General features: G+C 61.2%; 21 protein-coding genes. 12 read left to right on the top strand and 9 right to left on the bottom strand.

Translation table 11 applies throughout. From position 1 onward, the window contains the following. The first annotated feature begins 1 nt into the window (after position 1). The gene (locus J3O30_RS05145) at positions 2 to 565 is read left to right on the top strand and encodes a biotin transporter BioY (protein WP_207583192.1); all 564 of its coding nucleotides are present in this window, start codon (positions 2 to 4) and stop codon (positions 563 to 565) included. Here J3O30_RS05145 and J3O30_RS05140 read toward each other — a convergent pair. Both J3O30_RS05140 and J3O30_RS05135 read right to left on the bottom strand, forming a co-directional pair. Beyond that, positions 538 to 1,785 (bottom strand): acyltransferase, encoded by a 1,248-nt coding sequence (locus J3O30_RS05140; RefSeq protein WP_207583191.1) that lies wholly within the window; start codon positions 1,783 to 1,785, stop codon positions 538 to 540. The genes J3O30_RS05145 and J3O30_RS05140 overlap by 28 nt on opposite strands. 794 nt (positions 1,786 to 2,579) lie before the next feature. Further along, positions 2,580 to 3,473 carry a LysR substrate-binding domain-containing protein gene (locus J3O30_RS05135; RefSeq protein WP_207583190.1) on the bottom strand — a complete coding sequence of 298 codons (894 nt, stop codon included), beginning with the start codon at positions 3,471 to 3,473 and terminating at the stop codon, positions 2,580 to 2,582. A gap of 217 nt (positions 3,474 to 3,690) precedes the next feature. On the opposite strand from J3O30_RS05135, the gene J3O30_RS05130 reads away from it, so the two are divergent. Together J3O30_RS05130 and J3O30_RS05125 are read left to right on the top strand one after the other, a co-directional pair. After that, positions 3,691 to 4,077, top strand: a complete 387-nt coding sequence (locus tag J3O30_RS05130) for an ectoine synthase (RefSeq protein WP_207583189.1) — start codon at positions 3,691 to 3,693, stop codon at positions 4,075 to 4,077. Between the two features lie 203 nt (positions 4,078 to 4,280). Further along, positions 4,281 to 4,895, top strand: a complete 615-nt coding sequence (locus tag J3O30_RS05125; RefSeq protein WP_207583188.1) for a 2'-5' RNA ligase family protein — start codon at positions 4,281 to 4,283, stop codon at positions 4,893 to 4,895. Positions 4,896 to 4,933: 38 nt separating this feature from the next. Here the strand turns inward: J3O30_RS05125 and J3O30_RS05120 are convergent, their stop codons facing one another. After that, positions 4,934 to 5,038 (bottom strand): LuxR C-terminal-related transcriptional regulator, encoded by a 105-nt coding sequence (locus tag J3O30_RS05120; protein ID WP_207583187.1) that lies wholly within the window; start codon positions 5,036 to 5,038, stop codon positions 4,934 to 4,936. 46 nt (positions 5,039 to 5,084) lie between these two features. Beyond that, positions 5,085 to 5,486 (bottom strand): acyl-CoA thioesterase, encoded by a 402-nt coding sequence (locus J3O30_RS05115; RefSeq protein ID WP_207583186.1) that lies wholly within the window; start codon positions 5,484 to 5,486, stop codon positions 5,085 to 5,087. 189 nt (positions 5,487 to 5,675) lie between these two features. On the opposite strand from J3O30_RS05115, the gene J3O30_RS05110 reads away from it, so the two are divergent. The 3 genes from J3O30_RS05110 to J3O30_RS05100 all read left to right on the top strand — a co-directional run bounded on the left by J3O30_RS05110 (position 5,676) and on the right by J3O30_RS05100 (position 7,781). After that, positions 5,676 to 6,611: a histone deacetylase family protein gene (locus J3O30_RS05110; protein WP_207583185.1), complete on the top strand. Its 936-nt coding sequence runs from the start codon at positions 5,676 to 5,678 to the stop codon at positions 6,609 to 6,611. 2 nt (positions 6,612 to 6,613) lie between these two features. Further along, positions 6,614 to 6,865 carry an exodeoxyribonuclease VII small subunit gene (locus J3O30_RS05105; protein ID WP_047613900.1) on the top strand — a complete coding sequence of 84 codons (252 nt, stop codon included), beginning with the start codon at positions 6,614 to 6,616 and terminating at the stop codon, positions 6,863 to 6,865. A gap of 148 nt (positions 6,866 to 7,013) precedes the next feature. Further along, positions 7,014 to 7,781 carry an SDR family oxidoreductase gene (locus J3O30_RS05100; RefSeq protein ID WP_207583184.1) on the top strand — a complete coding sequence of 256 codons (768 nt, stop codon included), beginning with the start codon at positions 7,014 to 7,016 and terminating at the stop codon, positions 7,779 to 7,781. Between the two features lie 35 nt (positions 7,782 to 7,816). Here J3O30_RS05100 and J3O30_RS05095 read toward each other — a convergent pair whose 3' ends face one another. Then, positions 7,817 to 8,359 (bottom strand): AAA family ATPase, encoded by a 543-nt coding sequence (locus J3O30_RS05095; RefSeq protein ID WP_207583183.1) that lies wholly within the window; start codon positions 8,357 to 8,359, stop codon positions 7,817 to 7,819. A 130-nt stretch (positions 8,360 to 8,489) separates the two neighbouring features. Here J3O30_RS05095 and J3O30_RS05090 point away from each other — a divergent pair, with 130 nt between their 5' ends. Beyond that, positions 8,490 to 9,338 carry a PhzF family phenazine biosynthesis protein gene (locus tag J3O30_RS05090; protein WP_246762718.1) on the top strand — a complete coding sequence of 283 codons (849 nt, stop codon included), beginning with the start codon at positions 8,490 to 8,492 and terminating at the stop codon, positions 9,336 to 9,338. Between the two features lie 99 nt (positions 9,339 to 9,437). Beyond that, the gene (locus tag J3O30_RS05085) at positions 9,438 to 10,361 is read left to right on the top strand and encodes a pirin family protein (RefSeq protein WP_207583181.1); all 924 of its coding nucleotides are present in this window, start codon (positions 9,438 to 9,440) and stop codon (positions 10,359 to 10,361) included. A 44-nt stretch (positions 10,362 to 10,405) separates the two neighbouring features. On the opposite strand, the gene J3O30_RS05080 is transcribed toward J3O30_RS05085, so the two are convergent. After that, positions 10,406 to 12,382: a phospholipase D-like domain-containing protein gene (locus J3O30_RS05080; protein ID WP_207583180.1), complete on the bottom strand. Its 1,977-nt coding sequence runs from the start codon at positions 12,380 to 12,382 to the stop codon at positions 10,406 to 10,408. Positions 12,383 to 12,668: 286 nt separating this feature from the next. Here J3O30_RS05080 and dxs point away from each other — a divergent pair, with 286 nt between their 5' ends. Then, positions 12,669 to 14,585: a 1-deoxy-D-xylulose-5-phosphate synthase gene (gene dxs, locus J3O30_RS05075; RefSeq protein ID WP_207583179.1), complete on the top strand. Its 1,917-nt coding sequence runs from the start codon at positions 12,669 to 12,671 to the stop codon at positions 14,583 to 14,585. A 266-nt stretch (positions 14,586 to 14,851) separates the two neighbouring features. On the opposite strand, the gene J3O30_RS05070 is transcribed toward dxs, so the two are convergent. Both J3O30_RS05070 and J3O30_RS05065 read right to left on the bottom strand, forming a co-directional pair. Further along, positions 14,852 to 16,798: a methyl-accepting chemotaxis protein gene (locus tag J3O30_RS05070; protein ID WP_207583178.1), complete on the bottom strand. Its 1,947-nt coding sequence runs from the start codon at positions 16,796 to 16,798 to the stop codon at positions 14,852 to 14,854. A gap of 235 nt (positions 16,799 to 17,033) precedes the next feature. After that, positions 17,034 to 18,026 (bottom strand): DUF4424 domain-containing protein, encoded by a 993-nt coding sequence (locus tag J3O30_RS05065; RefSeq protein WP_207583177.1) that lies wholly within the window; start codon positions 18,024 to 18,026, stop codon positions 17,034 to 17,036. A gap of 131 nt (positions 18,027 to 18,157) precedes the next feature. Here J3O30_RS05065 and J3O30_RS05060 point away from each other — a divergent pair, with 131 nt between their 5' ends. Then, a complete protein-coding gene (locus J3O30_RS05060; protein WP_207583176.1) occupies positions 18,158 to 18,904 on the top strand; it encodes a TlyA family RNA methyltransferase in 747 nt (248 codons plus the stop codon). Continuing rightward, positions 18,901 to 20,151 (top strand): class I SAM-dependent RNA methyltransferase, encoded by a 1,251-nt coding sequence (locus tag J3O30_RS05055; RefSeq protein WP_207583175.1) that lies wholly within the window; start codon positions 18,901 to 18,903, stop codon positions 20,149 to 20,151. Before J3O30_RS05060 ends, J3O30_RS05055 begins: the two co-directional genes overlap by 4 nt. Before the next feature lie 52 nt (positions 20,152 to 20,203). On the opposite strand, the gene J3O30_RS05050 is transcribed toward J3O30_RS05055, so the two are convergent. Beyond that, positions 20,204 to 20,662 carry a helix-turn-helix domain-containing protein gene (locus J3O30_RS05050; RefSeq protein ID WP_207583174.1) on the bottom strand — a complete coding sequence of 153 codons (459 nt, stop codon included), beginning with the start codon at positions 20,660 to 20,662 and terminating at the stop codon, positions 20,204 to 20,206. A gap of 87 nt (positions 20,663 to 20,749) precedes the next feature. Between J3O30_RS05050 and J3O30_RS05045 the strand changes: the two genes are divergently transcribed. Next, positions 20,750 to 21,568, top strand: coding sequence for an oxidoreductase (locus J3O30_RS05045; protein WP_207583173.1), 819 nt, complete (start codon positions 20,750 to 20,752; stop codon positions 21,566 to 21,568). The last annotated feature ends 61 nt before the right edge of the window (positions 21,569 to 21,629 follow it).

The raw sequence follows: 21,629 nt of genomic DNA, 5'->3' as shown, positions 1-21,629 counted from the left end.
GATGAGCACCCGCGACCTCGTTCTCACCGCCCTCTTTGCCGCAATCATCGTGGCGCTCGGCCTGCTGCCGCCGATCCCGCTCGGCTTCATTCCGGTACCGATCACCGCGCAATCGCTCGGCGTGATGATGGCCGGCGTCGTGCTCGGCGCCCGGCGCGGCGCCATTGCCGTGATGATCGTGCTCCTGCTCGTCGCCATCGGCCTGCCGGTGCTTTCCGGCGGCCGCGGCGGCCTGGCGATCTTCGCCTCGCCGACCGCCGGCTTCCTGATCGGCTGGATCTTTGCCGCCTTCGTCACCGGCTATCTCAGCGAGCGGCTGGTCAATGACCGGCAGTCCGGCCTGGTGCAGACGGTGAGCTTCTTCCTCACCGCCGTGGCCGGCGGCGTCGTCGTGCTCTACGCCTTCGGCATCACCTATCTCGCGACGGTGGCTGGTCTCGGCTTCACGAAGGCTTTCATCGGCTCGATGGCTTTCGTTCCCGGCGATGTGGTCAAGGCCTTCGTCGCAGCCCTCCTCGGCCGCGCCGTCATGGTCGGCTATCCCCTGCTGCCGCTGCGCGCGTAAGGCGTAGGCACGCTATCACCTGCACCGACAGCCGCCTTCGGCTCGAAGGCGGCTGTCGCTTGTTGACGGCTGCTTTCAACATCGATTGAATTATTGGCCAAATCCAGCGACCGGTGAGCAAGCCTATCAAAAACCATGCGCAGAACTCTGCGGATGGGCGGCTCTCCCCATTTGCATACGACGAGCGACATTGCACAGACGATCGCGACGGCCAAACCGAGTGCCGGCAGGGGTGTCATGCCCAGATCGGTCAGCCAATCGAGAAGCTGGATGCCGATGGCGAAATGCAGGAGATAGAGCGGGTAGGTCATCAAGCCGAGGGTTTTGACCGATTGGAGCAAGGCTTTCGGGAGACGACTGATCTGCCGGCTATAGCCGACGCTGGCCGCGATGAAGACCAGCCCCGCCGCCCAGATCAAGATTGCCGGAAGCGGCGAGAATGAATGACCCGCCACGGCGAGCGTGCGATCGCTGGTGCTGCCGGCTGCCATGTAAATCTGAGTAGCCCCGGTCACCAGCGCGCAGATCAAACCCACCCAGGAAATTGGGCTCATCCGCGTTCGAGACAAAAGCCAGATGTAGATGTAGATGCCGATGGCAAACTGGCAGCCGTAATAAAAGGGAACGGCCCGCCAGGCGGTGTCGGTGAATATGGCCAGGATCTCAGAATCGGGAAATGCGTTTAACAGAGCGATGAAAGCGGTACTTGCCAACGACAGGCCGAGCGCCAGCGCAGGCATCCTCGCCCTACGACCGGTCGCACACAGGATGAAGACAAGGGCATAGAAACATATCTCGCAGGCCAGTGTCCAATATTGACCATCGATCCATGGACCGCCCGGATAGAGCGTGATCGACCGCAGATAGTTCTTGATGACGCGCCTGTTGATATCCTGCGTCGCGATGAAGATCAGCGTCAGTGACGCGCAGATCCACACCGCCGGATACAGCCGCAGGACCCGTCCCTTCAGGAACGACATGGCGGTGGCCGAGGCGGCGGAGTTGATGATCACGAGCCCGGATATGACGAAGAACAGTTCGACGCCAACCCATCCCGGTTGGGCAACATTCTCGATCGCGGGCATTTTGTAGGGTCTCAGATATAAGGGCGACGCCCAGGAAGCAAATCCGAGATGAAACACCGTTACCATGAGCGCGCACACAAATCTGAGTGCGTCGATACCGTAAATATACGGGCTGGCAGTGTCGGATTTCGACATATCTGTTCTCCCAATATCTGAGGCAGTACTACCCTGGCTGGGATATTGATGCAAGGCACGCGCAGAACGCGCGGCAATCGACGATTGCGTGATGGATCAGTTCGTCAGCTTTCTCGGTCAGAGATCATCAAGACGAGCGGCCACAGCCTCCCGTTCTTCCCCGGCGAGATCGTCAAGCGGGGTATCGCATACGCCCATTGGGGCGCGGTTCACGAAGCGGTATTGGCATCGAAATGTGGAGAGCGCGCGTCGCGCATGAGGAATTTCCAACGGAAAACCGTCTCCACGCTGTCGGAACGTCTGGCGTTCCGGTCCATTGCCGGCCTCTTACGGCTTGGAAAATCGGCAACAAAAAAACCGCCTTGAGGCGGTCGGGCATACTATCGATTTCAGTTCAGCTAGTCTCCACCTCCACCATCTCCCCCTCCTCCGTCACCATCGTCACAGGCGCCACCGTGGCAGTCGCCGCCATGTGAAAAGTCGCCCCCATCTCCACCGCCGTCGCCAGAACTACCCGGCTTGTGGCTATTGGCAGAGATTCCGACACAAAACAGAATGAAGTAGATGATGAGCAGGCCATTCGAGAACAGTGTTTCCAATCAGTATCCTTTCGTTCGTTTCAGGAAATCTTGTTTCCTGACTAAAATAGTAGATTACTATTTCGATCGCGGCAAGGGCTCCAATATGAAACTTTCATGACAGGCTGGAATACCTCCCTCTCCCCTCAAACAGTCTCTCGCTCTGCGGCGCCGAGTTACAGCGCAGAGTATTTTGTCTCGGACTGCTGTCGTCACTTATTCAATGATCGGCGGACCAGCGGATCGGCATTCCTGCATGAACCACTCGGTAAAACGACGCACCGGCTTTTTCGCCCACGAACTGGTGATCAGGTAATATCCCTGGGTCTCTGCCGTCGCGATATCAGAAAGCACGACGAGGTCGCCGCGATCGATCTCTCGCCGAAACACTTCGACCGGGCATAATGCCACCCCATGCCCGGCGATCACCGCCGTCGCTAGAATGTTGAAGTCCTGAAATATCGGCCCCCGAACCGGCACGGGCGCCTTTATATCAGTCTTTCGAAACCATTCTCTCCAGCCATCAGCGGATTCGTCGTGCAGCAGGTCGGCCGCTGCAAAGGGAACGCCGCCGACAGCCCAATTCCGCTTGGCCAGATAATGAACGCTCGCCACCGGCTGGTTGCGGCGGGAGAAAAGCAGGCGGCTCTCACGCCCGCCCGACAGGTCTTCTCCCATGGCAATCAGAACATCCAGGCTTTCGTCATCGAAGCGCTCTTCCGCTTTTGCATAGACGATCCTGACGTCGAGGTCGGGATCGCTGTCCCGGAAAGACGGAAGCGCCGGAACCAGCCAGCGCGACGCGATCGAAGGAATGCATCCGACGGTGATCGAACGCATATTGTGGTCTCTGCGCATGTTGCCCGTTGCATGAGCGATGGCTGTCAATGAGCCCGAGATGGCCAGATAATATTCGCTGCCCGCCGGGGTCAGCGCAACGCCGCGCCCGGATTTTTGCAGCAGCTTGCGTCCCAACCACGCCTCCAGATGTTTGAGCTGATGACTGATCGCCGCATGGGTCACATGCAGTTCGTCTCCGGCCTTTGACAGACTCATGAGCCGGGCGGTCGCTTCGAAGGCTCTCAAGGCATTCAGGGGCGGCAGCTGCATATGTTCAAATTCCTCACATGACAGACAGGATTCATCATCCTCTGGAAATGTAAAAGCCCATCCAGATCTTGTTCGCGATGCGTCGAATTCAAACATGACATGTAATTTATTCTAACAGATTTCTCAATTTTGATCATTTGAAGCAAGCATGGATTCCAGTGCCTAATGGATCATGGAGATCAGAAACATCTCCGTCATTCGCGAGAGGAAAGAGAACATGTTTGTGAGAAGCCTGAAACAAGTGGAGCAGACCGAGCGCTTCGTCGATTGGGGCAATGGCACAAGCCATCGCCTGCTGACCAACGATGACGGGATGGGATTTACGGTCTGCCACACTGTCGTCCGCGCCAACACGCAAGCCCTGCTGCAGTACCGCAACCACCTGGAGGCCTGCTATTGCATCCAGGGCGAAGGCGAGGTCGAGGATATGGACGGGTACGTCTTTCCGATCCGCGTCGGCGACATCTACGTCCTCGATCAACATGACCGTCACTATTTGCGGGGCGGCAAGGACAAGGACCTTATTCTCGTCAGCATCTTCAACCCGCCCCTGAAAGGGACGGAACGTCACGATCTGAACAACGGAAGCGGTTCCGAATACTGAGCCAGGCGACCCGGGCCAGGCGACCCGGGCCAGGCGACCCGGCAGGAGGGCGCTGCAATCTTCTTGATCGGTTTCAAGACTTCACATCATCGTCGATCTCCGGCAGATGCCTGTCACCTTGGCGAACCGTTTGGCGATGTGATAGCAAGTATCGGGATGCACGCTCCCAGCGCGGCGTGGCGTGTTGGGTGGAGAGGCCTGCCGTGATCCACACGAAGATCGATACGCTGTGGTTCAAGCGCTGCTGCGCGTTTCACTTGCAGTTTCTTCCCGACCGCGAGACGCGGTCAAAGCTCTGCGACTTGCAAGACAGTATCAAGCGAGACAGCGCCGCGCCGCTCTCACGCGTTCCGGCAACAAGCCTGCACATGACGGTCGTCACCCTGGTCAACGCCGCGGCCCAATTCAGTATTCCAAACGATGAGGTCTGGAAGCGGAACGGGGAAAGCTGGACGGAGATCGTCGAGAGGCTGGTCGAAGAGACCCCACCATTTGACATTCATTTTCACGAGGTGGCGGCTTCGCAAGCTGCTGTTTTCGTCAAAGCGGAGGAGCCGGCGGAATTGCGCAGGCTTCGCTCGGCCATTTCACAGGCCATCGGCTTCGAACAGTGGCGTCCAACCCCGCCCCGCATAGCGCATATAACACTGTTCAGGTTTTTTGCCGAAGAGCCGGTGCCGGCGGTCAACTTCGACGCCGGTTCTTTGCCCAAGGAAATGCGGGTTGGATCCGTTACATTGCTGGAAGAGCGCGTTTATCCAAATGTCGAGATCAATATACTCAGCGAACCGCTCCTCCGGGGCACAGCCGCGGAATAGTCACTCCGGCTGGTTGAACAGCTCTGCTTTGGCGCCATTCAACGCATCAACAGCGACACCAGGCCGGTCCGGGAGTTGACCCCAAGCTTGGAATAGATGTTTCTCAGATGGGTTCTGACCGTCCCAAATGCAACGGAATTCACATGGTAATCTTAGATGAAACGGCCGCACACGCACTGATGACGGACGTTAGTCCAAAAATCGATAAAGCCAATCCCGCGTTTCCTCCGGCAGAGACACCGGCTGCTGATCCTCTTGGGCGCGGGCCTGCCAGATAATCTCCACCTCGGCGGCGCGCTCCTCGCCGGTGTCGATCGAAACGATGAAGCCGATGGAGCGGACGCCGATCTTGTCGACGGCGGCCGTGAAGATTGCCGGCTCGTCATAGTGCAGCGGACGGTGGAGAATGCAGGAAATCTTGGTGGCGCTGTAGATCGGTTCGTCGTCGATATCGGGACGCGACGACCAGAAGCTCGCAATGACGGACTCGGCGTAGGAAATATAGGAGGCCAGAAACATCTGGCCGGTCATATCGACATCGCGAAACGGCACATGTATTTCCGCCACACCAGGGCGTTTCAACTGACTCATCAACAACTCTGCCTACAGAATTCCCCATCAGCGACAGTAGCGACGGGGTTCGGCGAAGTAAACGCCGCATATGACAGGAATTGCAAGGCGGCGGACGGTCGGACGGCGCGAAGACAGCGCTTGTTGAAATCATCGGGCGATGCCCCATCTGCTGTGGAACATGACGTAAGCGACCGATAGAGTGTCTTCATGAGCACCCGTCTTTATGAACACCCGATCTTCCTGGAACATGTGACGCCCGCCGGTCATCCGGAGCGATCGGACAGGATCCGCGCCATCAATGTCGCGCTGGAACATCCGAATTTCGAGCGGCTGGAGCGCCGGCAGGCGCCGCAGGCGAGTGAAGATGCGGTGCTGCTTGCGCATCCGGAGGAACATCTTGCCGCCGTGATGCGGGAGATTCCCGAGGAAGAGGGTGAGATCAATCAGCTGGAAGCCGATACCTATGCCAGTCCCAAAAGCCTGCAGGCGGCGCTGACCGGCATCGGCGGAGCGATGGCAGCGGTGGACGACGTCTTTTCCGGCCGGGCCGACAATGTCTTCGTCGCCGCCCGCCCGCCGGGGCACCATGCCGAGAAGATGACGGCGATGGGCTTCTGCTTCTTCAACAATGCGGCGATCGCCGCCCGCCATGCCCAGAAGACGCATGGCGCCGAGCGCATCGCCATCGTCGATTGGGACGTGCACCACGGCAATGGCACGCAGGATATCTTCTGGGACGACGCCTCGGTGCTGTTCTGCTCGACGCATCAGATGCCGCTCTATCCCGGCACCGGCGCCAAGGACGAGAAGGGCAAGCACAACACCATCGTCAATGCGCCGCTTTCGCCGAATGTCGGCAGCGACCATTTTCGCGAGGCGTTCAAATCGCGCGTGCTGCCGGCGCTTGACGATTTCCGGCCGGATCTCATCATCATTTCGGCCGGCTTCGACGCCCATCACCGCGATCCGCTGGCGCAGATCAACCTGACCGGCGAGGATTTCGACTGGGCGACCGGGCGCGTGCTCGAACTCGCCGACCGGCACGCGAAGAACCGGGTCGTCAGCCTGCTCGAAGGCGGTTATGATTTGGAAGGCCTCGCCGAATCGGCGGGCATGCATATTCTGCGAATGATGAAGGGTTGAGAATGACTGACAGCGCCAAGCCGGAGGTATCCGGCCTTTCCTTCGAAAAGGCGGTCGCCGAACTCGAAAGCATCGTCGCCCGGCTGGAACGCGGCGACGTGGCGCTGGATGAATCCATCGAGATCTATGAGCGCGGCGAAGCGCTGAAGAAACATTGCGAGACGCTGCTTTCGGCCGCCGAGAACCGCATCGAGAAGATCAGGCTCGACCGCGCCGGCAAGCCGCAGGCCGTCGAGCCTCTCGACGGGGCCTGAGGCCTGATGTATGTCGCCCGGAAGTGTGCCGCGGTTCCGGGATACGACATGCACGAAAACAAGTAGCAAAAGCCCCTTTTGAAGGCGCTTGGCGATCGGCTTGCGATCGATCTATGATCCCCTTCGAGAACCATGAGGGGACAGAAAAATGACGGACAGATTGAAGGGCAAGGTCGCCATTATCTCGGGCGGCGCGACCGGCATGGGCGGTGCCGCCTCGAAGCTCTTTGCGGCCGAAGGCGCGCGTGTCGCGATCATCGACCGCAACGGGGAAGCGGCTGATGAGACCGTCAAGCAGATCCGTGATGCCGGCGGCGAGGCCGAATGCTGGACGGCCGATGTCTCTGATGAAACCGCCGTCAATGCCGCCGTCTCAGGCGTGGAGGAACGCTACGGCGCGGTGACCGTGCTTTTCAATCACGCCGGCACGATCGTCATCAAACCCTTCCTGGAAACGACGCTTCAGGAATGGGACTGGCTGCACGCCGTCAATGTGCGCTCGATGTTCCTGATGACCAAGGCGGTGCTGCCGAAGATGATTGCGAGTGGTGGCGGATCGATCGTCTGCACCTCGTCGATCTCGGCGGTCGCCGCCACGCCGATGGAAGTGCTCTACGACACGACCAAGGGCGCCGTGCATATGTTTGCCCGGGCGATTGCGGTAGAATTCCGCGACCGCAATATCCGCTGCAACGCCGTCTGCCCCGGCTTCATCCGCACGCCGCACGGCCTGCGCGAGGTGGCCGACCTCCAGGCGCTCGGGGTCGATGTTTCCGATGCCGCCATCGCCGCGCAGCAGGGGCGGATCGGCGAGCCAGAGGATGTCGCGAGAGCGGCACTTTATCTCGCCAGCGACGAATCGAACTTCGTCAACGGCGCCCACCTGTTCGTCGACAACGGGTTTACGGCGATCTGAAACCGGCTCCGCGACAGGTGGCCGGAAAGTCTGCCTCACCTACTGGCAACCTCGATGTCCACAGGCAGACTGCCGGCCAAACGCGTCACTGCCTCACGATCCGACAGCAACCACTTCGGACCGGGGAATGCTGAAAACAATCGCGCATGCGCGTCGAAGGAATTCCAGTTGTTTGCTCGGATTCGGTACTCCGCCACCCACTTGAGAAGGTCGACAAACTGCGTCTGGGTCCCCCCGCCCTGAATGCCCCTTTCCTTGATATTGGCGATGCACACCTCGTCGGGCAGATCGATCCAGATCAATGCGGTCACGCGGTCGAGGGCCATGTTCACCAATTCGCCATAGACCCCTTCCATAACCCAGCGATCCGTTTCGGCCGCCGCCTTGACCATCGTGTCTCTACGCGTCCTATCGCGAGCGATGCCATAGCCACCCGGCTCCCAATGAATATCGTCAAGATGAATAATGGGACGAAGGAGCCGCTCGCCAATGCGATGGGCGAGCCACGTCTTGCCGGTCCCACCGTTTCCCATGATGAAAACGCGTTCGAAGGCTGCCGATGCACTGCCAAATTCCATTCCCGCCTCGTGAAGATTCGACGATGTCACCAGGTTTACGTAATATAAACGGGAATATTCTGACTCACGCAAATCAACACTGGCGAACTCCGTTGCGCAAATGACAGGTCGATCAGCGAGGCAACTACGGGTGCAGCACAACATTTCAAAATATGTATTCCAACAGGTCGATGTCTTCTCCTCCCAGCCCTTGAAGGGTAACCCTCTCGCCGTCGTCGTTGGCGCAGACGCATTGACAGACCGCCAGATGGCCTCTTTCGCCAATTGGACGAACCTCAGCGAGACGACGTTTCTTCTCCAACCGACGACGGGGGATGCCGACTATCGCGTCCGCATTTTTACGCCGGCCCGCGAGCTTCCATTCGCAGGGCACCCCACCTTGGGGAGCTGTCATGTATGGTTGGCGTCCGGCGGCAAATCGAAAGGAAGCGAGATCGTGCAGGAGTGCGAAGCAGGTCTTATCCGTATTCGTCGAGACGGTGATCGGCTTTCCTTCGCCGCCCCGCGTCTGAACCGCTGCGGACCGGTCGAGCCAGAGATGCTGGCGCGGATCGTCAAGGGATTGCGTTTGGCGGAAGACGCGATCGTCGATGCGAACTGGGTGGACAGCGGACCGGGCTGGATGGCGGTGCTGCTGCATTCGCGAGAGGACCTCCTGGCCTTGCGCCCGGATTTCGGTGTCATATCCGGATTGCGGGTCGGTGTCGTCGCGCCTTGGCATGCTGCGGAAGACGGGCGTGACGCCGATTTCGAAGTCCGTGCCTTTACCGCTGCTGGTTTTGAAGACCCCGTCACCGGCAGCCTGAATGCCGGTCTCGCCCGATGGCTGATCGGAAGCGGCATCGCGCCCCGCGCCTATGTGGCCAGTCAAGGCACGGTTCTAGGGCGAGCAGGCCGCGTCCATGTGGAACAGGTTGGTGGCGAAATCTGGATTGGCGGGGCTGTGACAAGCTGCATCGAAGGCACCGCCATCCTTTAGGCTTGCGCTCGACATCGATGGCTTGAAAGGCGGCGATGTTGGACGCGCGGCGTTTTAGGCACTATTTGTGGTCGATACGCTAGCGATCGGAGATCCGTCATGTCCTTCTTTCCCGGTAAAGATCCCCTGCCCGGCGATGCCTTCGCCTGCGATGCGATCGAGAACCTGATCATTCCGCGCACCAGCGATATCGGCGGGTTCCAGGTGCGGCGGGCGCTGCCCACCCGGCAGCGGCGGCTGGTCGGGCCGTTCATCTTCTTCGACCGCATGGGGCCGGCGATCCTGAAGCCGGACGAGGCGCTTGATGTGAAGCCGCATCCGCATATCGGCCTGTCGACGGTCACCTATCTCTTCGACGGCGAGATCCGCCATCGCGACAGCCTCGGCACCGAAAAGGTCATTCGTCCCGGCGATATCAACCTGATGACGGCAGGCCGCGGCATCGTGCATTCGGAGCGCACGCCCGACAATCTGCGCGGCCATCCGCTGCTGATGTCGGGGCTGCAGACCTGGCTGGCGCTGCCCGACGACAAGGAGGAGATCGATCCCGCCTTCGCTCATACGGAAAAGTCTGACATGCCGCTGATCGAGACTCCAGGCGTGCGTGGGCGCGTGGTCATCGGCTCGTTCGAAGGCATGACATCGCCGGTCGGAGTTTTCTCCGACACGCTCTATGTCGATCTCAGCCTGCAGCCGGGCGCGACATTTCCCTTCGGCGCGGCGCATGAAGAGCGCGCCGTCTACGTGCTCTCGGGCGAGGTCGTCATCTCGGGCGACCGTTTCGCCGCCGACCAGCTGCTGGTCTTCAGGCCCGGCGATCCAATCACGCTCGAAGCCGGCAGCGATGGCTGCCACCTGATGCTGTTCGGCGGTGCGGCGCTCAATTCGAAACGCTATATCTGGTGGAATTTCGTTTCCTCCTCGAAGGAGCGGATCGAAAAGGCCAAGGAGGAATGGCGGACCGGCCGCTTCGATATCGTTCCGGGTGACGAGGAGGAATTCGTGCCTTTGCCGGAGAGGTGACGGCAGCCGCGATGCGCCACCGCCGTTGACCTGCCACCTGAATTTCAACCCGCGAAATATCGGGTCAGCGCTCCCTTGGTGCGGTTCACGTAGCCATCCTGCCAGCTGTCGTCGACGTTGAGAAAACCCGACCGGCCCTTCTTGCCCTGGCGCTTCAATTCCGCCTCGACGGCGCGGAAGCGATAGTGATCATAGACATCGAGGATGTGGACGGCATAGGCCTCGGCGAGCGCGCGGTCGCCTTTGACGATCAGCATGTTTTCGTCATTGGCATAAGAGGCTTTGAAGCCGAGATTGTGGCTGCCGAGGACGACGACGCACTCGTCCGACAGAGGATCGATCACCAGCACCTTGTCGTGAATGATGGCGCCCACCTTCTTGGCGGTCAGTTCCTCGGCGCCGAAATCCGCCAACAGCTGGCGGTCATCGATGCGCGACGCCCGGACGATCGAGACATTGGCCTCGTCGAAAGTGTGGGGCGAGACAGCCTCTTCATCGTCGTCGGGATCGTCGGGGTCGTTCTCCTTGCCGGCGACGTAATTGGGCATGGCCTGGGCGCTTGAAACTGCGCCGGTAACGATCAGCTTCTGATCCTTGAGGGCGATATCGATCGCCTCGCCAACGATGCAATCCCTGCCCGACTGACCGGGATAGAAGGCAAGAAACAGCACAGCGTGCTCGGCACGGCGCATCAGACGGTAGACTTCACGAAGATCGGGCGGCGTTGCCTTGCCCTTTTTGCGGCTCTGCATGTTCGGCGAGAACCACGCTTCGACCGAAGCTCCATCGTCGGACGGGACGAGAGAAGGCGTTTCGTTCGAGCGCCGGAATTCCTTGCTCTGCTGGTTGTCGGGCATGCCGTCGTCGAATTCGATGGGAGCTTCCAGCGTCGCATTGTCTTCCAGCATCCGCCCCCAATAGGCGACATAGGCTGCGGCCACCGCATCGTTTCTGACGATCAACGCATTGTTGGATTGGCCGGCAAGCCCCGTGGCCGTCCAGTTGGTGCTGCCGGTGAACACGCTGCGCGGAGCGCCATCCGGCGGTATGTGCACGACGAATTTATTGTGGCCGATCTGGCTCGAATTGTTGAACATCCGGTGGTGAATCTCGACGCCTGCATCGATCAGCGCCTGGCGTGCATGCGCATTGCGCACATCCCAGGCGTCCCCGACCTTTCCGGTATTGGCGAGGATGACGCGTAGCCTGTCCTTGTTGGCAAGCAGCAGGGCCAGCAGTTCCTCATCCTCCAACTCGTAGAGGGCGACAAGGAAGGCGCCTGATGCATTCATGAATTCCTTGAGCATCGGAATGACATCGCCGGCAAGATATTTGCGGATGCCATTCGCCGGATTGGAAATCATCTCGATCAGCTCGTTCGGCTGCTTTACGCCGTCTTCCAGCAGGACGTTTCGCAACCATTGGGCAGCGAGAATGCCATTGGTGAAGGTGGATTCGAACTGGCCGCGCTTGCGCGTCACATGGACCGGGTTGGTGGAGATGGCCGGCCCGAGATAACCGAGCGGCCGCGGAGGACCGTCATAGGCCTTGACCGCGATCTTCTCATAGGTGCCGTCATTTTTCTTGATCGGCTTGCCGTTTTGGTCCTGCTTGTTGATCTCGACGAGCTCAGGCGTCGGATCGGGTGCGGCCTGCATGCCCGGCTTCAGATCGCCAAGCGGACGGATTTCGTAACGTACGCGAACCTCGTCCGGCCGCCTTTTCATTTCGTTGCGCCGTTTGCGCAGCGTCAGGTCGCGCCAGGAGAGCTTCTGCACCGGCCAGAGCGACGTCGTTTGGGGCAGCCAGTGAGGATTGCGCTGTCCCTTGAAGGCGACCCATGCCGCGCAGGTCACGCGGTCCTCGCTGCCATCGGGTCTATTCGACACGCTGCCCTGCTCGTCGAGATAGACGCGGACGACTTCGAACCCGAGGCATCCGTCGATCTTGGCGTCGATGTCCCAGGCGAGATAGGCGACCTCGTTGTTCACATAGGCATGCGCTGCAACAATCGTTCCCATGACCCGTCCCCCAGTCAGCGCGGCAACATTGCTACCATTCCGTGTCATATTCAAGCTGCTAGCGAGCCCTCGCCTGTTCGATCGGTCGGGCTGGAAAACTGGGCGGGACCCGGCAAGATCAGGCGAGTGCAACTCACGGAAATAGAACGTGATATCTCCCGAAACCGCTCACACTTTTTTCCGCCATGCTCTAAGGTGAAAATCTTCGGTTCCTGAAATGCACTTGTTTTGCCGCAATCTAATCGAATAAAGCGAAACAAGGAAAAGCAAGAAAGAGCGCCCGCCCGTGACACAACTGCCGAAGACCCCCCTGCTCGACCAGGTCATCTACCCCGCCGACCTGCGCAAGCTCGAGGATCGCGAGCTGCCGCAGCTTGCCCGCGAAGTCCGGGACGAAATGATCGATGCGGTGTCGCGCACCGGCGGCCATCTTGGCGCCGGTCTCGGCGTCGTCGAATTGACGATCGCCATCCACAACGTCTTCAACACGCCTGACGATCGGCTGATCTTCGATGTCGGCCATCAATGTTATCCGCACAAAATCCTCACCGGCCGGCGCGACCGCATCCGCACACTGCGCCAGGAAGACGGACTTTCCGGCTTCACCCGCCGGGCCGAGAGCGAATATGATCCCTTCGGGGCGGCGCATTCCTCGACGTCGATATCGGCCGGCCTCGGCATGGCGATCGCCGCCGATCTCGATAAAGCAGACCGGCGCGTCATCGCCGTCATCGGCGACGGGGCGATGTCGGCCGGCATGGCTTATGAGGCGCTGAACAATGCCGGCGCGCTCGATGCGCGCCTCATCGTCATCCTTAACGACAACGACATGTCGATCGCGCCGCCGACAGGCGCAATGAGCGCCTATCTCGCTCGCCTCGCCTCAGGCCGCACCTATATGGGCTTCCGTGATCTCGGCAAGAAGCTGACGGCCTATCTCGGCAAGAATATCGATCGGGCGATCACCCGCGCCGTCGAGCATGCGCGCGGCTATGTCACCGGCGGCACGATGTTCGAGGAGATGGGCTTCTATCATATCGGGCCGATCGACGGGCATTCCTTCGACCATCTGCTGCCGGTGCTGCGCAACGTGCGCGACAATGGCCGCGGACCGGTGCTGATCCATGTCGTCACCCAGAAGGGCAAGGGCTATCCGCCGGCGGAAGCCGCAGCCGACAAATATCACGGCGTCAACAAGTTCGACGTCATCACCGGCGCCCAGGCCAGGGTCAAGCCGAATGCGCCCAGCTATACCAGCGTCTTTGCCGAAGCGCTTGTGCAGGAAGCAACTCTCGACGACAAGATCGTCGGCATCACCGCCGCCATGCCGAACGGTACCGGCCTCGATAAGCTTGCCGACGCCTTTCCGTCGCGCTGTTTCGATGTCGGCATCGCCGAACAGCATGCCGTGACCTTTGCCGCCGGCCTTGCGGCCGAAGGCTACAAACCGTTCGCAGCGCTCTATTCCACCTTCCTGCAGCGCGCCTACGACCAGGTCGTGCACGACGTGGCGATCCAGGGACTGCCGGTACGTTTTCCGATCGACCGCGCCGGCTTCGTCGGCGCCGATGGGCCGACCCATGCCGGCTCCTTCGACACCGCCTTCCTCACCACCCTGCCCGGCTTCGTGGTGATGGCGGCGGCCGACGAGGCCGAACTCAAGCATATGGTGCGCACGGCTGTCGCCTATGATGCCGGGCCGATCTCGTTCCGCTATCCGCGCGGCGAAGGTGTCGGCGTCGACATGCCGGCGCGCGGCGAAATCCTGCCGATCGGCAAGGGCCGCATCGTCAAGGAAGGCACCAAGGTGGCGCTGCTCTCCTTTGGCTCACGGCTTGCCGATTGTCTGCTGGCCGCCGAAGATCTCGATGCCGCCGGGCTTTCGACGACGGTTGCCGATGCGCGCTTCGCCAAGCCGCTCGACCATGATCTGATCCGCCAGCTTGCCCGCCACCACGAGATGGTGATCACCGTCGAGGAAGGCTCCATCGGCGGCTTCGGCAGCCAGGTGATGCAGTATCTTTCGAGCGAAGGCCTGCTCGACAACGGGCTGAAGATCCGCTCGCTTGTCATGCCCGATATCTGGATGGAACAGGCCAAACCCGAAGCAATGATCGCCCATGCCGGCCTCGACCGCGCCGGCATCGTTTCGACGGTGTTCAAGGCGCTGGGGCGCGGCGTTGCGGTTGGGGTTGCGGGGTAGTGATTTGGATGGGGGCTTGCTTTGTCGGCCCTCTTTGACGGCGTGCCGTTCCGCCCCCCTCGTCCGCCTGCCGGCACCTTCTCCCCGAGGGGAGAAGAGATTTGCGGCAACGTCGCGATTCCCCCTTCTCCCCTTGGGGTGAAGGTGCCCGTAGGGCGGATGAGGGGCCGCGAGCTCCACAATGGCCATATCACCATGAAAAAGGGCGGCGCATCCACTGCACCGCCCTCTGCATTTGACGTCCTCTTTCGAAGAAGAGCGCCCTCTCAGAACTCCGTCCAGTCCTCCTGCACCGCAGCTGCGGCCGTTGCCTGCCTGCCGCCAAAGGCCTTGGCCACCGTGCGGGTCAGGGCGCGGGCTGGCGAGGCGACCGGGCGGGCGTTGGGGGCGGCGACGGTGGCGCGCGATGCTGCGGCATCCGGCCTCGTCTGGCCGAGCTTAAACTGGCGCAGCAATTCATCCAGCGCACTTGCTTCTTGAGCGAGCGCATGGCTTGCCGCGGTCTGCTCCTCGACCATGGCGGCATTCTGCTGGGTGCCCTGGTCCATGTTGTTGACGGCGGTGTTGATCTCCTGCAGGCCGATTGACTGTTCGCGGGTGGCGGTGACGATGGCGCTGACGTTACGGTTGATCTCCTGCACTTCGGCGACGATCGCTTCCAGCGCCTTGCCGGTCTCGCCGACGAGGGAGACGCCGGCAACGACCTGTTCGCCCGAGGTGGTGATCAGCGCCTTGATCTCCTTGGCCGCCTTGGCCGAGCGCTGAGCAAGCTCGCGCACTTCCTGAGCGACGACGGCAAAGCCCTTGCCGGCATCGCCGGCGCGGGCGGCTTCGACGCCGGCGTTCAGAGCCAAAAGGTTGGTCTGGAAGGCGATGTCATCGATGACGCCGATGATGTTGGAGATTTCGCCCGAGGACTTTTCGATCTGCTGCATGGCGGAGACCGCCTTGCGGACGACTTCGCCGGATTTTTCGGCGCCGAGGCGGGTGCGCTCGACGAGATTGCCGGCATCCTCGGCGCGCTTGGCGCTGTCGCGGACGGTCGTCGTCACCTGCTCGAGCGCTGCGGCGGTCTGTTCGACGGCGGCAGCCTGCTGTTCGGTGCGGTGGGCGAGATCGTCGGCGGCCGAGCGGATTTCGCCGGCGCCGGCATTGATCGCCGAGGCGTTGCGGCCGACTGATTGCAGGGCTGCCTGCAGCTTTTCGACGGCATGGTTGAAGTCATTGCGCAGGCTGTCATATTGCGGCGCAAACGGCGTCTGGAGACGGCCGGCCATATCGCCATTGGCAAGCTCGGCAAGGCCGCCCGCCAGAGCGTCGATGGCATGGCGGATCTCGCCTTCCTCGCGGGCCTTCTGCTCGTCGCCTGCCCGGCGCTGGCGTTCGGCGTCATCACGCATGCGGTCGGTCTCGCCGGCAAGGCGCAGCTTCTCGATCGCCGCCTGCTTGAAGACCAGCACCGACTGGGCCATGCGGCCGACTTCGTCGCCGCGGTCGGTCGCCGGGACCTCGATATCGTGCTCACCGCCGGCGAGGCGATCCATGGCTCCGGTCATGCCGACGATCGGGCGGACGATGGTGCGCGACATCAACCAGGCGAGCACGGCGGCGGCGAGCGAGGCGACGATACCGCCGGCAAGCAGCGTCGTCTTCAGATCGCTGTTGGCATCGGCGCGGATTTCAGCCAGCGCATCGGACTTTTCGCGGGCGCTGGCCTTGATCTTGGCCGAGGCCTGGCGGAAGCCGTCGAGCTGGCCCTTGGTGGCGTTGACGCCGATCTTGATGATCTCTTCGATCGGCATGTCGGTTTCCTTGCGCGCCTTGGTCTGCGGCTCGGCAAGTTCATGGAAATAGAGGTCGGCGGCCTTCTGCATGCCGTCGATCATCTCGACCAGCTGCGGCTCGGCTCCCGCCGTCTGCCTGGCGGCGGCAATCGCCTTCAGCATGCGCTCGCGATTGGCGAAGACATCGCCATAGGTGCTGTCGCTGCGGAACAGGATAAAGCCGCGCAGGTTGACGGCCTGCTCGAGCATCGCCTGCAGCGCATCGTCGATCTGGTTGACGAGCAGCTCGGACTTTTCCTGCTCGGCTGACGCTGACGCCGACGCCGTCGCCTTGGAATAAACGAAGGCGGAGACAGCGACGAAAATCAGAATGAGGGCTGCGAACGTGGCCGCAAGCTTCCCGTTCAAGGATATGTTTTTGGCGGACATCGGTGAATTTCTCCTGACGACAGTCGACGCGGCGAAAGGCCGGTCGCGCGCGAGTCGCAACCGCAAGGCCTTTTTTGAATTGGGAACATGATCGGCGTGCAGACGCCTTTGCCTTCATGGCACGAAGCGGTTCAAATGAACCGCCGCAATCGAACCGAACCTATGCGGGCGGGCTTTAAATTTGTTTAAATTGCGCGCCGCAACAAAGATCAGGGCCGTGATTAAAATGCTTAAATCAAGGCTGCTTCGGTTCCGCTTCCGGCGGATTGAGGACGAGGATGTCGAAGTCCTTGCCGGGATCGAAATCCTCGGCGGTCATCCGGAAGGTCGTCGGGCCGATTTTCTCGACGTTGCTGCCGCAGAAGCTGATGAGACTGCCGGGCTTGCCCTTGTCGATCGTCAGCTGGAAGCGCCGGATCGGTCCCGCCCAGTTGGCGCCGGTCGACAGCACATAGGAGATCCAGCTTTCGGTATAGTTGGCGCCGCCGGCCTCGGCTTCCCGGACATGCTGCTGGGCAACCCGGACGAAATCTGCGTCGAGGCAGTATTTGCGGGAATATTCCTCGAAGCGTTCGCCCTTCGGCTCGCCGTTTTCGAGAAAGCTGATGGCGACGGTGCCGCCGACGGCCGGCTGGTAGCGATGCTCGACGCTGACCTTCTTTTTGGCCGGAAAGGTGGTGCGCCACCAATAGGTCGAGCGGAGCGTCCAGAGCGGCACGACATCGGCGTCGGTCATGGGATAAATCAGGCCGCGGGCGATCCAGTCCTTCCGGACGGTTTCGGGAAGCTTGGCGAGCGCGTCGCGGGTCTTCTGGCTGTAAGGCAGGACGGGAATGCCGTTTTTGGCCAGCTCGTCGGTGACGTCGATGCCGAGCGAGACGACGCGCTGCTGCAGCTTGGCGGTGATCGGCCTACCATCCTGCACGGTGGAGAAATGCAGGAAATTGTCGCTGTCGTAGTCGGAGATGGCGGAGTTGTTGTCCACCTGGCCTGATATATCGGGCATCGGGAAGGCGACCAGGCTTTCGACATCCTTGTCGGACGTATTCTCGAACACGTAGTCGACACGCACTTGCGAAGCGGAGATGAAGAGATTTTCCTCCGCCATGCTGACATCGTCGGACTGGGCAAAAATCAGCCCGCCGGTCTTGACCTCGGCCATGGTGTCGTTCGCCAGCGCGGGGGCTGCGATCCCCGCCGCGACGAGAAGAGTGAAGAGCTTCAGCATAAAACACCCCCGTGTCTGCGGCCGCCCCGTGATCGCCGCGGCAGGATTATCGCCGAAAGCTTTCGAGGGTCAATGACGCTGTCTGGAACAAAATGCTTGCAACCGGCGGCTTTGCCGGTCATTCACAGCCGATGTCCGATCAAAACAGCCAACGCCTCGACCAACTTCTCGTCTCCCGCGGCCTTTTCGCCAGCCGCTCGCGGGCTCGCGACGCCGTGCAACGCGGCACCGTCAGGATCGCCGGCCAGGTCATAACGAAAGCCGGGGCGGTCTTCGGCGACGACGCTGAGATCGAGATCGACGACCCGGCGCAGGACTATGTCTCGCGCGCCGCGCTGAAGCTTGCCGCAGCCCTCGATCATTTCCAGCTCGATCCCGCCGGCCATCACTGTCTGGATGTCGGCGCGTCCACCGGCGGCTTCACCGAGGTGCTGCTGCAACGCGGTGCCGTGCATGTCACCGCGATCGATGTCGGCCATGGGCAGATGCACCCGCGCATTTCAGGCGATCCGCGTGTCACGAACAAAGAAGGCCTCAATGCCCGCAATCTGACGGCAGAGGATATCGGTGATCCCGCCACGTTCATCGTTTCCGATGTCTCTTTCATCTCGCTGAAGCTGGCACTGGCGCCGGCTCTCGAGATCGCCGAGCCGGGTACTGTCGCCGTGCTGCTGGTCAAGCCGCAGTTCGAGGCCGGGCGCGAAGCGATCGGCAAGGGCGGACTGTTGAAGGATCCCGCGTCGGCTCCCGCCGTCGCTGCGGAGCTTGCGCGCTGGTTCACCGAGGACATGGGCTGGAACAGCCTCGGCCTCATCCCCTCCCCGATTTCCGGCGGCGACGGCAATCAGGAATTTCTTCTGGCAGGATTGAAACCGTGAGCACCGAAACCGTCACGATCGAGAAGCTCGGCGCCCAGGGCGACGGTATCGCCAGCAATGCCGGCGGCCCTGTCTATGTGCCGTTTTCTCTGCCGGGGGAAACGGTGGCGATCGCCCGCGTCAAAAGCCAGGGCACGATCATGTCGATCACGACGCCCTCGCCCGACCGGCAGGAGCCGCCCTGTCGACATTTCGGCCTGGATGGCGTCAACGGCACCTGCGGCGGCTGCACGCTGCAGCATATGGCAGATGCGCCATACCGCGCCTTCAAGCGCCAGCTGGTCATCGATGCGCTGAAATCGAAGGGGCTGACGCCTGAGGTTGGCGAGATCGTTCCGGCCCGGCCGGGTGAGCGCCGGCGCGTGGTGTTTGCGGCGCGCAAGACCGAGAAGGACATGCTTGTTGGTTTCAACCAGGCCGAAAGCCATCATATCGTCGCCATCGAGGAATGTCCGATCTCGTCGGCAGGGATCATCGCCCGGCTACCGGCGATCCGGGCCATTGCCGCCGCGCTGGCGACCAATGCCGAACCCTTTCGCGTCTCCGTGCTCGAAACGCTTTCCGGCCTCGACATTGCGGTCGACGAGGTGAAGAAACTGTCCGATCCGCAGCGGCGCAAGGCGGTTGAGACCGTGCTCGGCCTGCGCGGCATCGCCCGTGTTTCGCTGAACGGCGAAATCCTCATCGAGCCGTCGAAGCCGCTCGTCGATTTCGGCAGCATTCAGGTTTCACCGCCGCCGGGCGGCTTCACCCAGGCGACCAAGCCGGCGGAAGAAGCGATGGCCGAGCTGGTGCTTGCCCATGCCGGCAAGGCGAAGCGGATCGCCGATCTCTTTGCCGGCTCCGGCACGTTCTCGCTGCGGCTGGCGCGGATCGGCCGCGTGCATGCCGTCGAAGCCGAGGCAAAGGCGCTCGCCGCCCTCGATCATGCCGCCCGCAACACTCCTGGATTGAAGCCGGTGACCATCGAGAAGCGTGATCTCTTCCGCCGCCCGTTGATGACGCAGGAGTTCAAGCCCTATGACGCCGTCGTCTTCGATCCGCCGCGGGCCGGTGCCGAATTCCAGTGCAAGGAGCTTGCCCGCTCAGCGGTGAAGAGGATCGTGGCCGTCAGCTGCAATCCGCTGACGCTGGCGCGCGACCTGGCGATCCTCGTCGAGGGCGGCTACCGGATCACCGGGGTGACGCCGATCGACCAGTTCCTCTGGACCTCGCATGTCGAGGTGGTGGCGACGCTGGAGAAATAGGCGGGCCGCCCGTCGGCTCACCCCTTCCGTCAGTGCCGAGGGCGCTATGCCCTCAAGCATCTTTATGGGTTGCCGAATTCCGTTCCTGGCCAGCACTCAGCCGCATTGCCCGCGTTCCGAGCTTTGCACCCGTAACCGCATCGATTGCGATGGGCTCGATCTCTGAGCCCGTTTCGACATCGACATAGCGGGCGAGTTCGCCATCGCAGTGGCGGTGCGCCCAAGCCCCGATCATCATCAGCACCGGCAGGAAATCCCGGCCTGCTTCGGTCAGCAAGTATTCCTCGCGGGGCGGTCGCTCTGAGTAGAGGCGCTTTTCCAGCAGACCGTCGTCGGTCAGCGCTTTAAGGCGCTTGGTGAGCATGGTCGGCACAATGCCGAGGCTCTTCCTGAACTGGTCGAACCGGGTAAGGCCGGTATGTGCATCCCGCAGGACCAGAATGCTCCACGCATCACCCACAGAGTTAAGGCCGCGGGCCACCGGGCACTGGAGAATTGAATTATTTTTCATTGAGTATCTTTTCGATAGTGACACGATATCGAAAAGATAGTAACACAGCGTCAGCCAATGATCCACACCCTAGTGAAAGCTGACAGCATGATCGACAGAACCAAAAACATTGCCCTGGTTACCGGCGCTTCCTCCGGCATTGGCCTTGTCACAGCCCAATCGCTGGCGAAAGCCGGCTATCGCGTCTATGGGACCAGCCGCAAACAGGTTGCTGACAAGCCTGGCATCACCATGCTGATCTGCGACGTGACGGATAAGGCCTCGGTGGAGGCTGTGATTGCCGAGATCCTGCAACAGGCCGGCCGGATCGATCTTGTCGTCAACAATGCCGGGGTCGGCCTGCTTGGAGGCGCGGAAGAATCATCGATCGACCAGGCCCAGCGGCTTTTCGACGTCAACCTTTTCGGCGTCGCCCGTGTCGTCAATGCCGTGCTGCCGGTCATGCGCAAGCAGAAGATCGGCCGGATCGTCAACATGAGCTCGATCCTCGGACTGATCCCATCCCCCTACAACGCCTTCTATGCCTCAACCAAACATGCAATCGAAGGCTATTCGGAATCGCTCGATCATGAAGTGCGCAACTTCGGTATCCGTGTCGTTCTCGTCCAACCCGGCGTCACCAAAACATCCTTCGAGGAGAACCTGACACGCGCAGATCAACCGCTTCCGGTCTACGACTCGGAGCGGGCCCGGAGCGAGGCTCTGATGCGCAAGTGGGTAGCGGCGGGCGACGCGCCGCAGGTCGTCGCCGATATGGTCGTCAAAGCCGCAACCGCCAAGAAGCCGAAGCTGCGCTATTCCGCCGGCAAGCAGTCGCGTCAGGTCCGCTCGCTTCGCCGCTACCTGCCGGAGCGTCTGGTCGACAGCCTGCTGCGCAAGGTCAACGAGCTTCCTGCATCAATCTGACTCTCTATTTTAGAACAGGATTCAGATTTTGAGCCGACACGCTTAAAATCATCCTGTTCTA

Source organism: Rhizobium sp. NZLR1, assembly GCF_017357385.1.
GTDB lineage: Bacteria > Pseudomonadota > Alphaproteobacteria > Rhizobiales > Rhizobiaceae > Rhizobium.
The sequence above is the reverse complement of the archived record's forward strand: the minus strand, read 5'-3'. Positions and strand labels throughout refer to the sequence as shown.

Excerpts from the sequence above, each read along its gene's own strand:
- J3O30_RS05145 (WP_207583192.1), top strand. The coding sequence starts at position 2 with ATGAGCACCCGCGACCTCGTTCTCACCGCCCTCTTTGCCGCAATCATC.
- J3O30_RS05140 (WP_207583191.1), bottom strand. The coding sequence starts at position 1,785 with ATGTCGAAATCCGACACTGCCAGCCCGTATATTTACGGTATCGACGCA.
- J3O30_RS05135 (WP_207583190.1), bottom strand. The coding sequence starts at position 3,473 with ATGCAGCTGCCGCCCCTGAATGCCTTGAGAGCCTTCGAAGCGACCGCC.
- J3O30_RS05130 (WP_207583189.1), top strand. The coding sequence starts at position 3,691 with ATGTTTGTGAGAAGCCTGAAACAAGTGGAGCAGACCGAGCGCTTCGTC.
- J3O30_RS05115 (WP_207583186.1), bottom strand. The coding sequence starts at position 5,486 with ATGAGTCAGTTGAAACGCCCTGGTGTGGCGGAAATACATGTGCCGTTT.
- J3O30_RS05110 (WP_207583185.1), top strand. The coding sequence starts at position 5,676 with ATGAGCACCCGTCTTTATGAACACCCGATCTTCCTGGAACATGTGACG.
- J3O30_RS05105 (WP_047613900.1), top strand. The coding sequence starts at position 6,614 with ATGACTGACAGCGCCAAGCCGGAGGTATCCGGCCTTTCCTTCGAAAAG.
- J3O30_RS05100 (WP_207583184.1), top strand. The coding sequence starts at position 7,014 with ATGACGGACAGATTGAAGGGCAAGGTCGCCATTATCTCGGGCGGCGCG.
- J3O30_RS05095 (WP_207583183.1), bottom strand. The coding sequence starts at position 8,359 with ATGGAATTTGGCAGTGCATCGGCAGCCTTCGAACGCGTTTTCATCATG.
- J3O30_RS05085 (WP_207583181.1), top strand. The coding sequence starts at position 9,438 with ATGTCCTTCTTTCCCGGTAAAGATCCCCTGCCCGGCGATGCCTTCGCC.
- J3O30_RS05080 (WP_207583180.1), bottom strand. The coding sequence starts at position 12,382 with ATGGGAACGATTGTTGCAGCGCATGCCTATGTGAACAACGAGGTCGCC.
- J3O30_RS05070 (WP_207583178.1), bottom strand. The coding sequence starts at position 16,798 with ATGTCCGCCAAAAACATATCCTTGAACGGGAAGCTTGCGGCCACGTTC.
- J3O30_RS05065 (WP_207583177.1), bottom strand. The coding sequence starts at position 18,026 with ATGCTGAAGCTCTTCACTCTTCTCGTCGCGGCGGGGATCGCAGCCCCC.
- J3O30_RS05060 (WP_207583176.1), top strand. The coding sequence starts at position 18,158 with ATGTCCGATCAAAACAGCCAACGCCTCGACCAACTTCTCGTCTCCCGC.
- J3O30_RS05050 (WP_207583174.1), bottom strand. The coding sequence starts at position 20,662 with ATGAAAAATAATTCAATTCTCCAGTGCCCGGTGGCCCGCGGCCTTAAC.
- J3O30_RS05045 (WP_207583173.1), top strand. The coding sequence starts at position 20,750 with ATGATCGACAGAACCAAAAACATTGCCCTGGTTACCGGCGCTTCCTCC.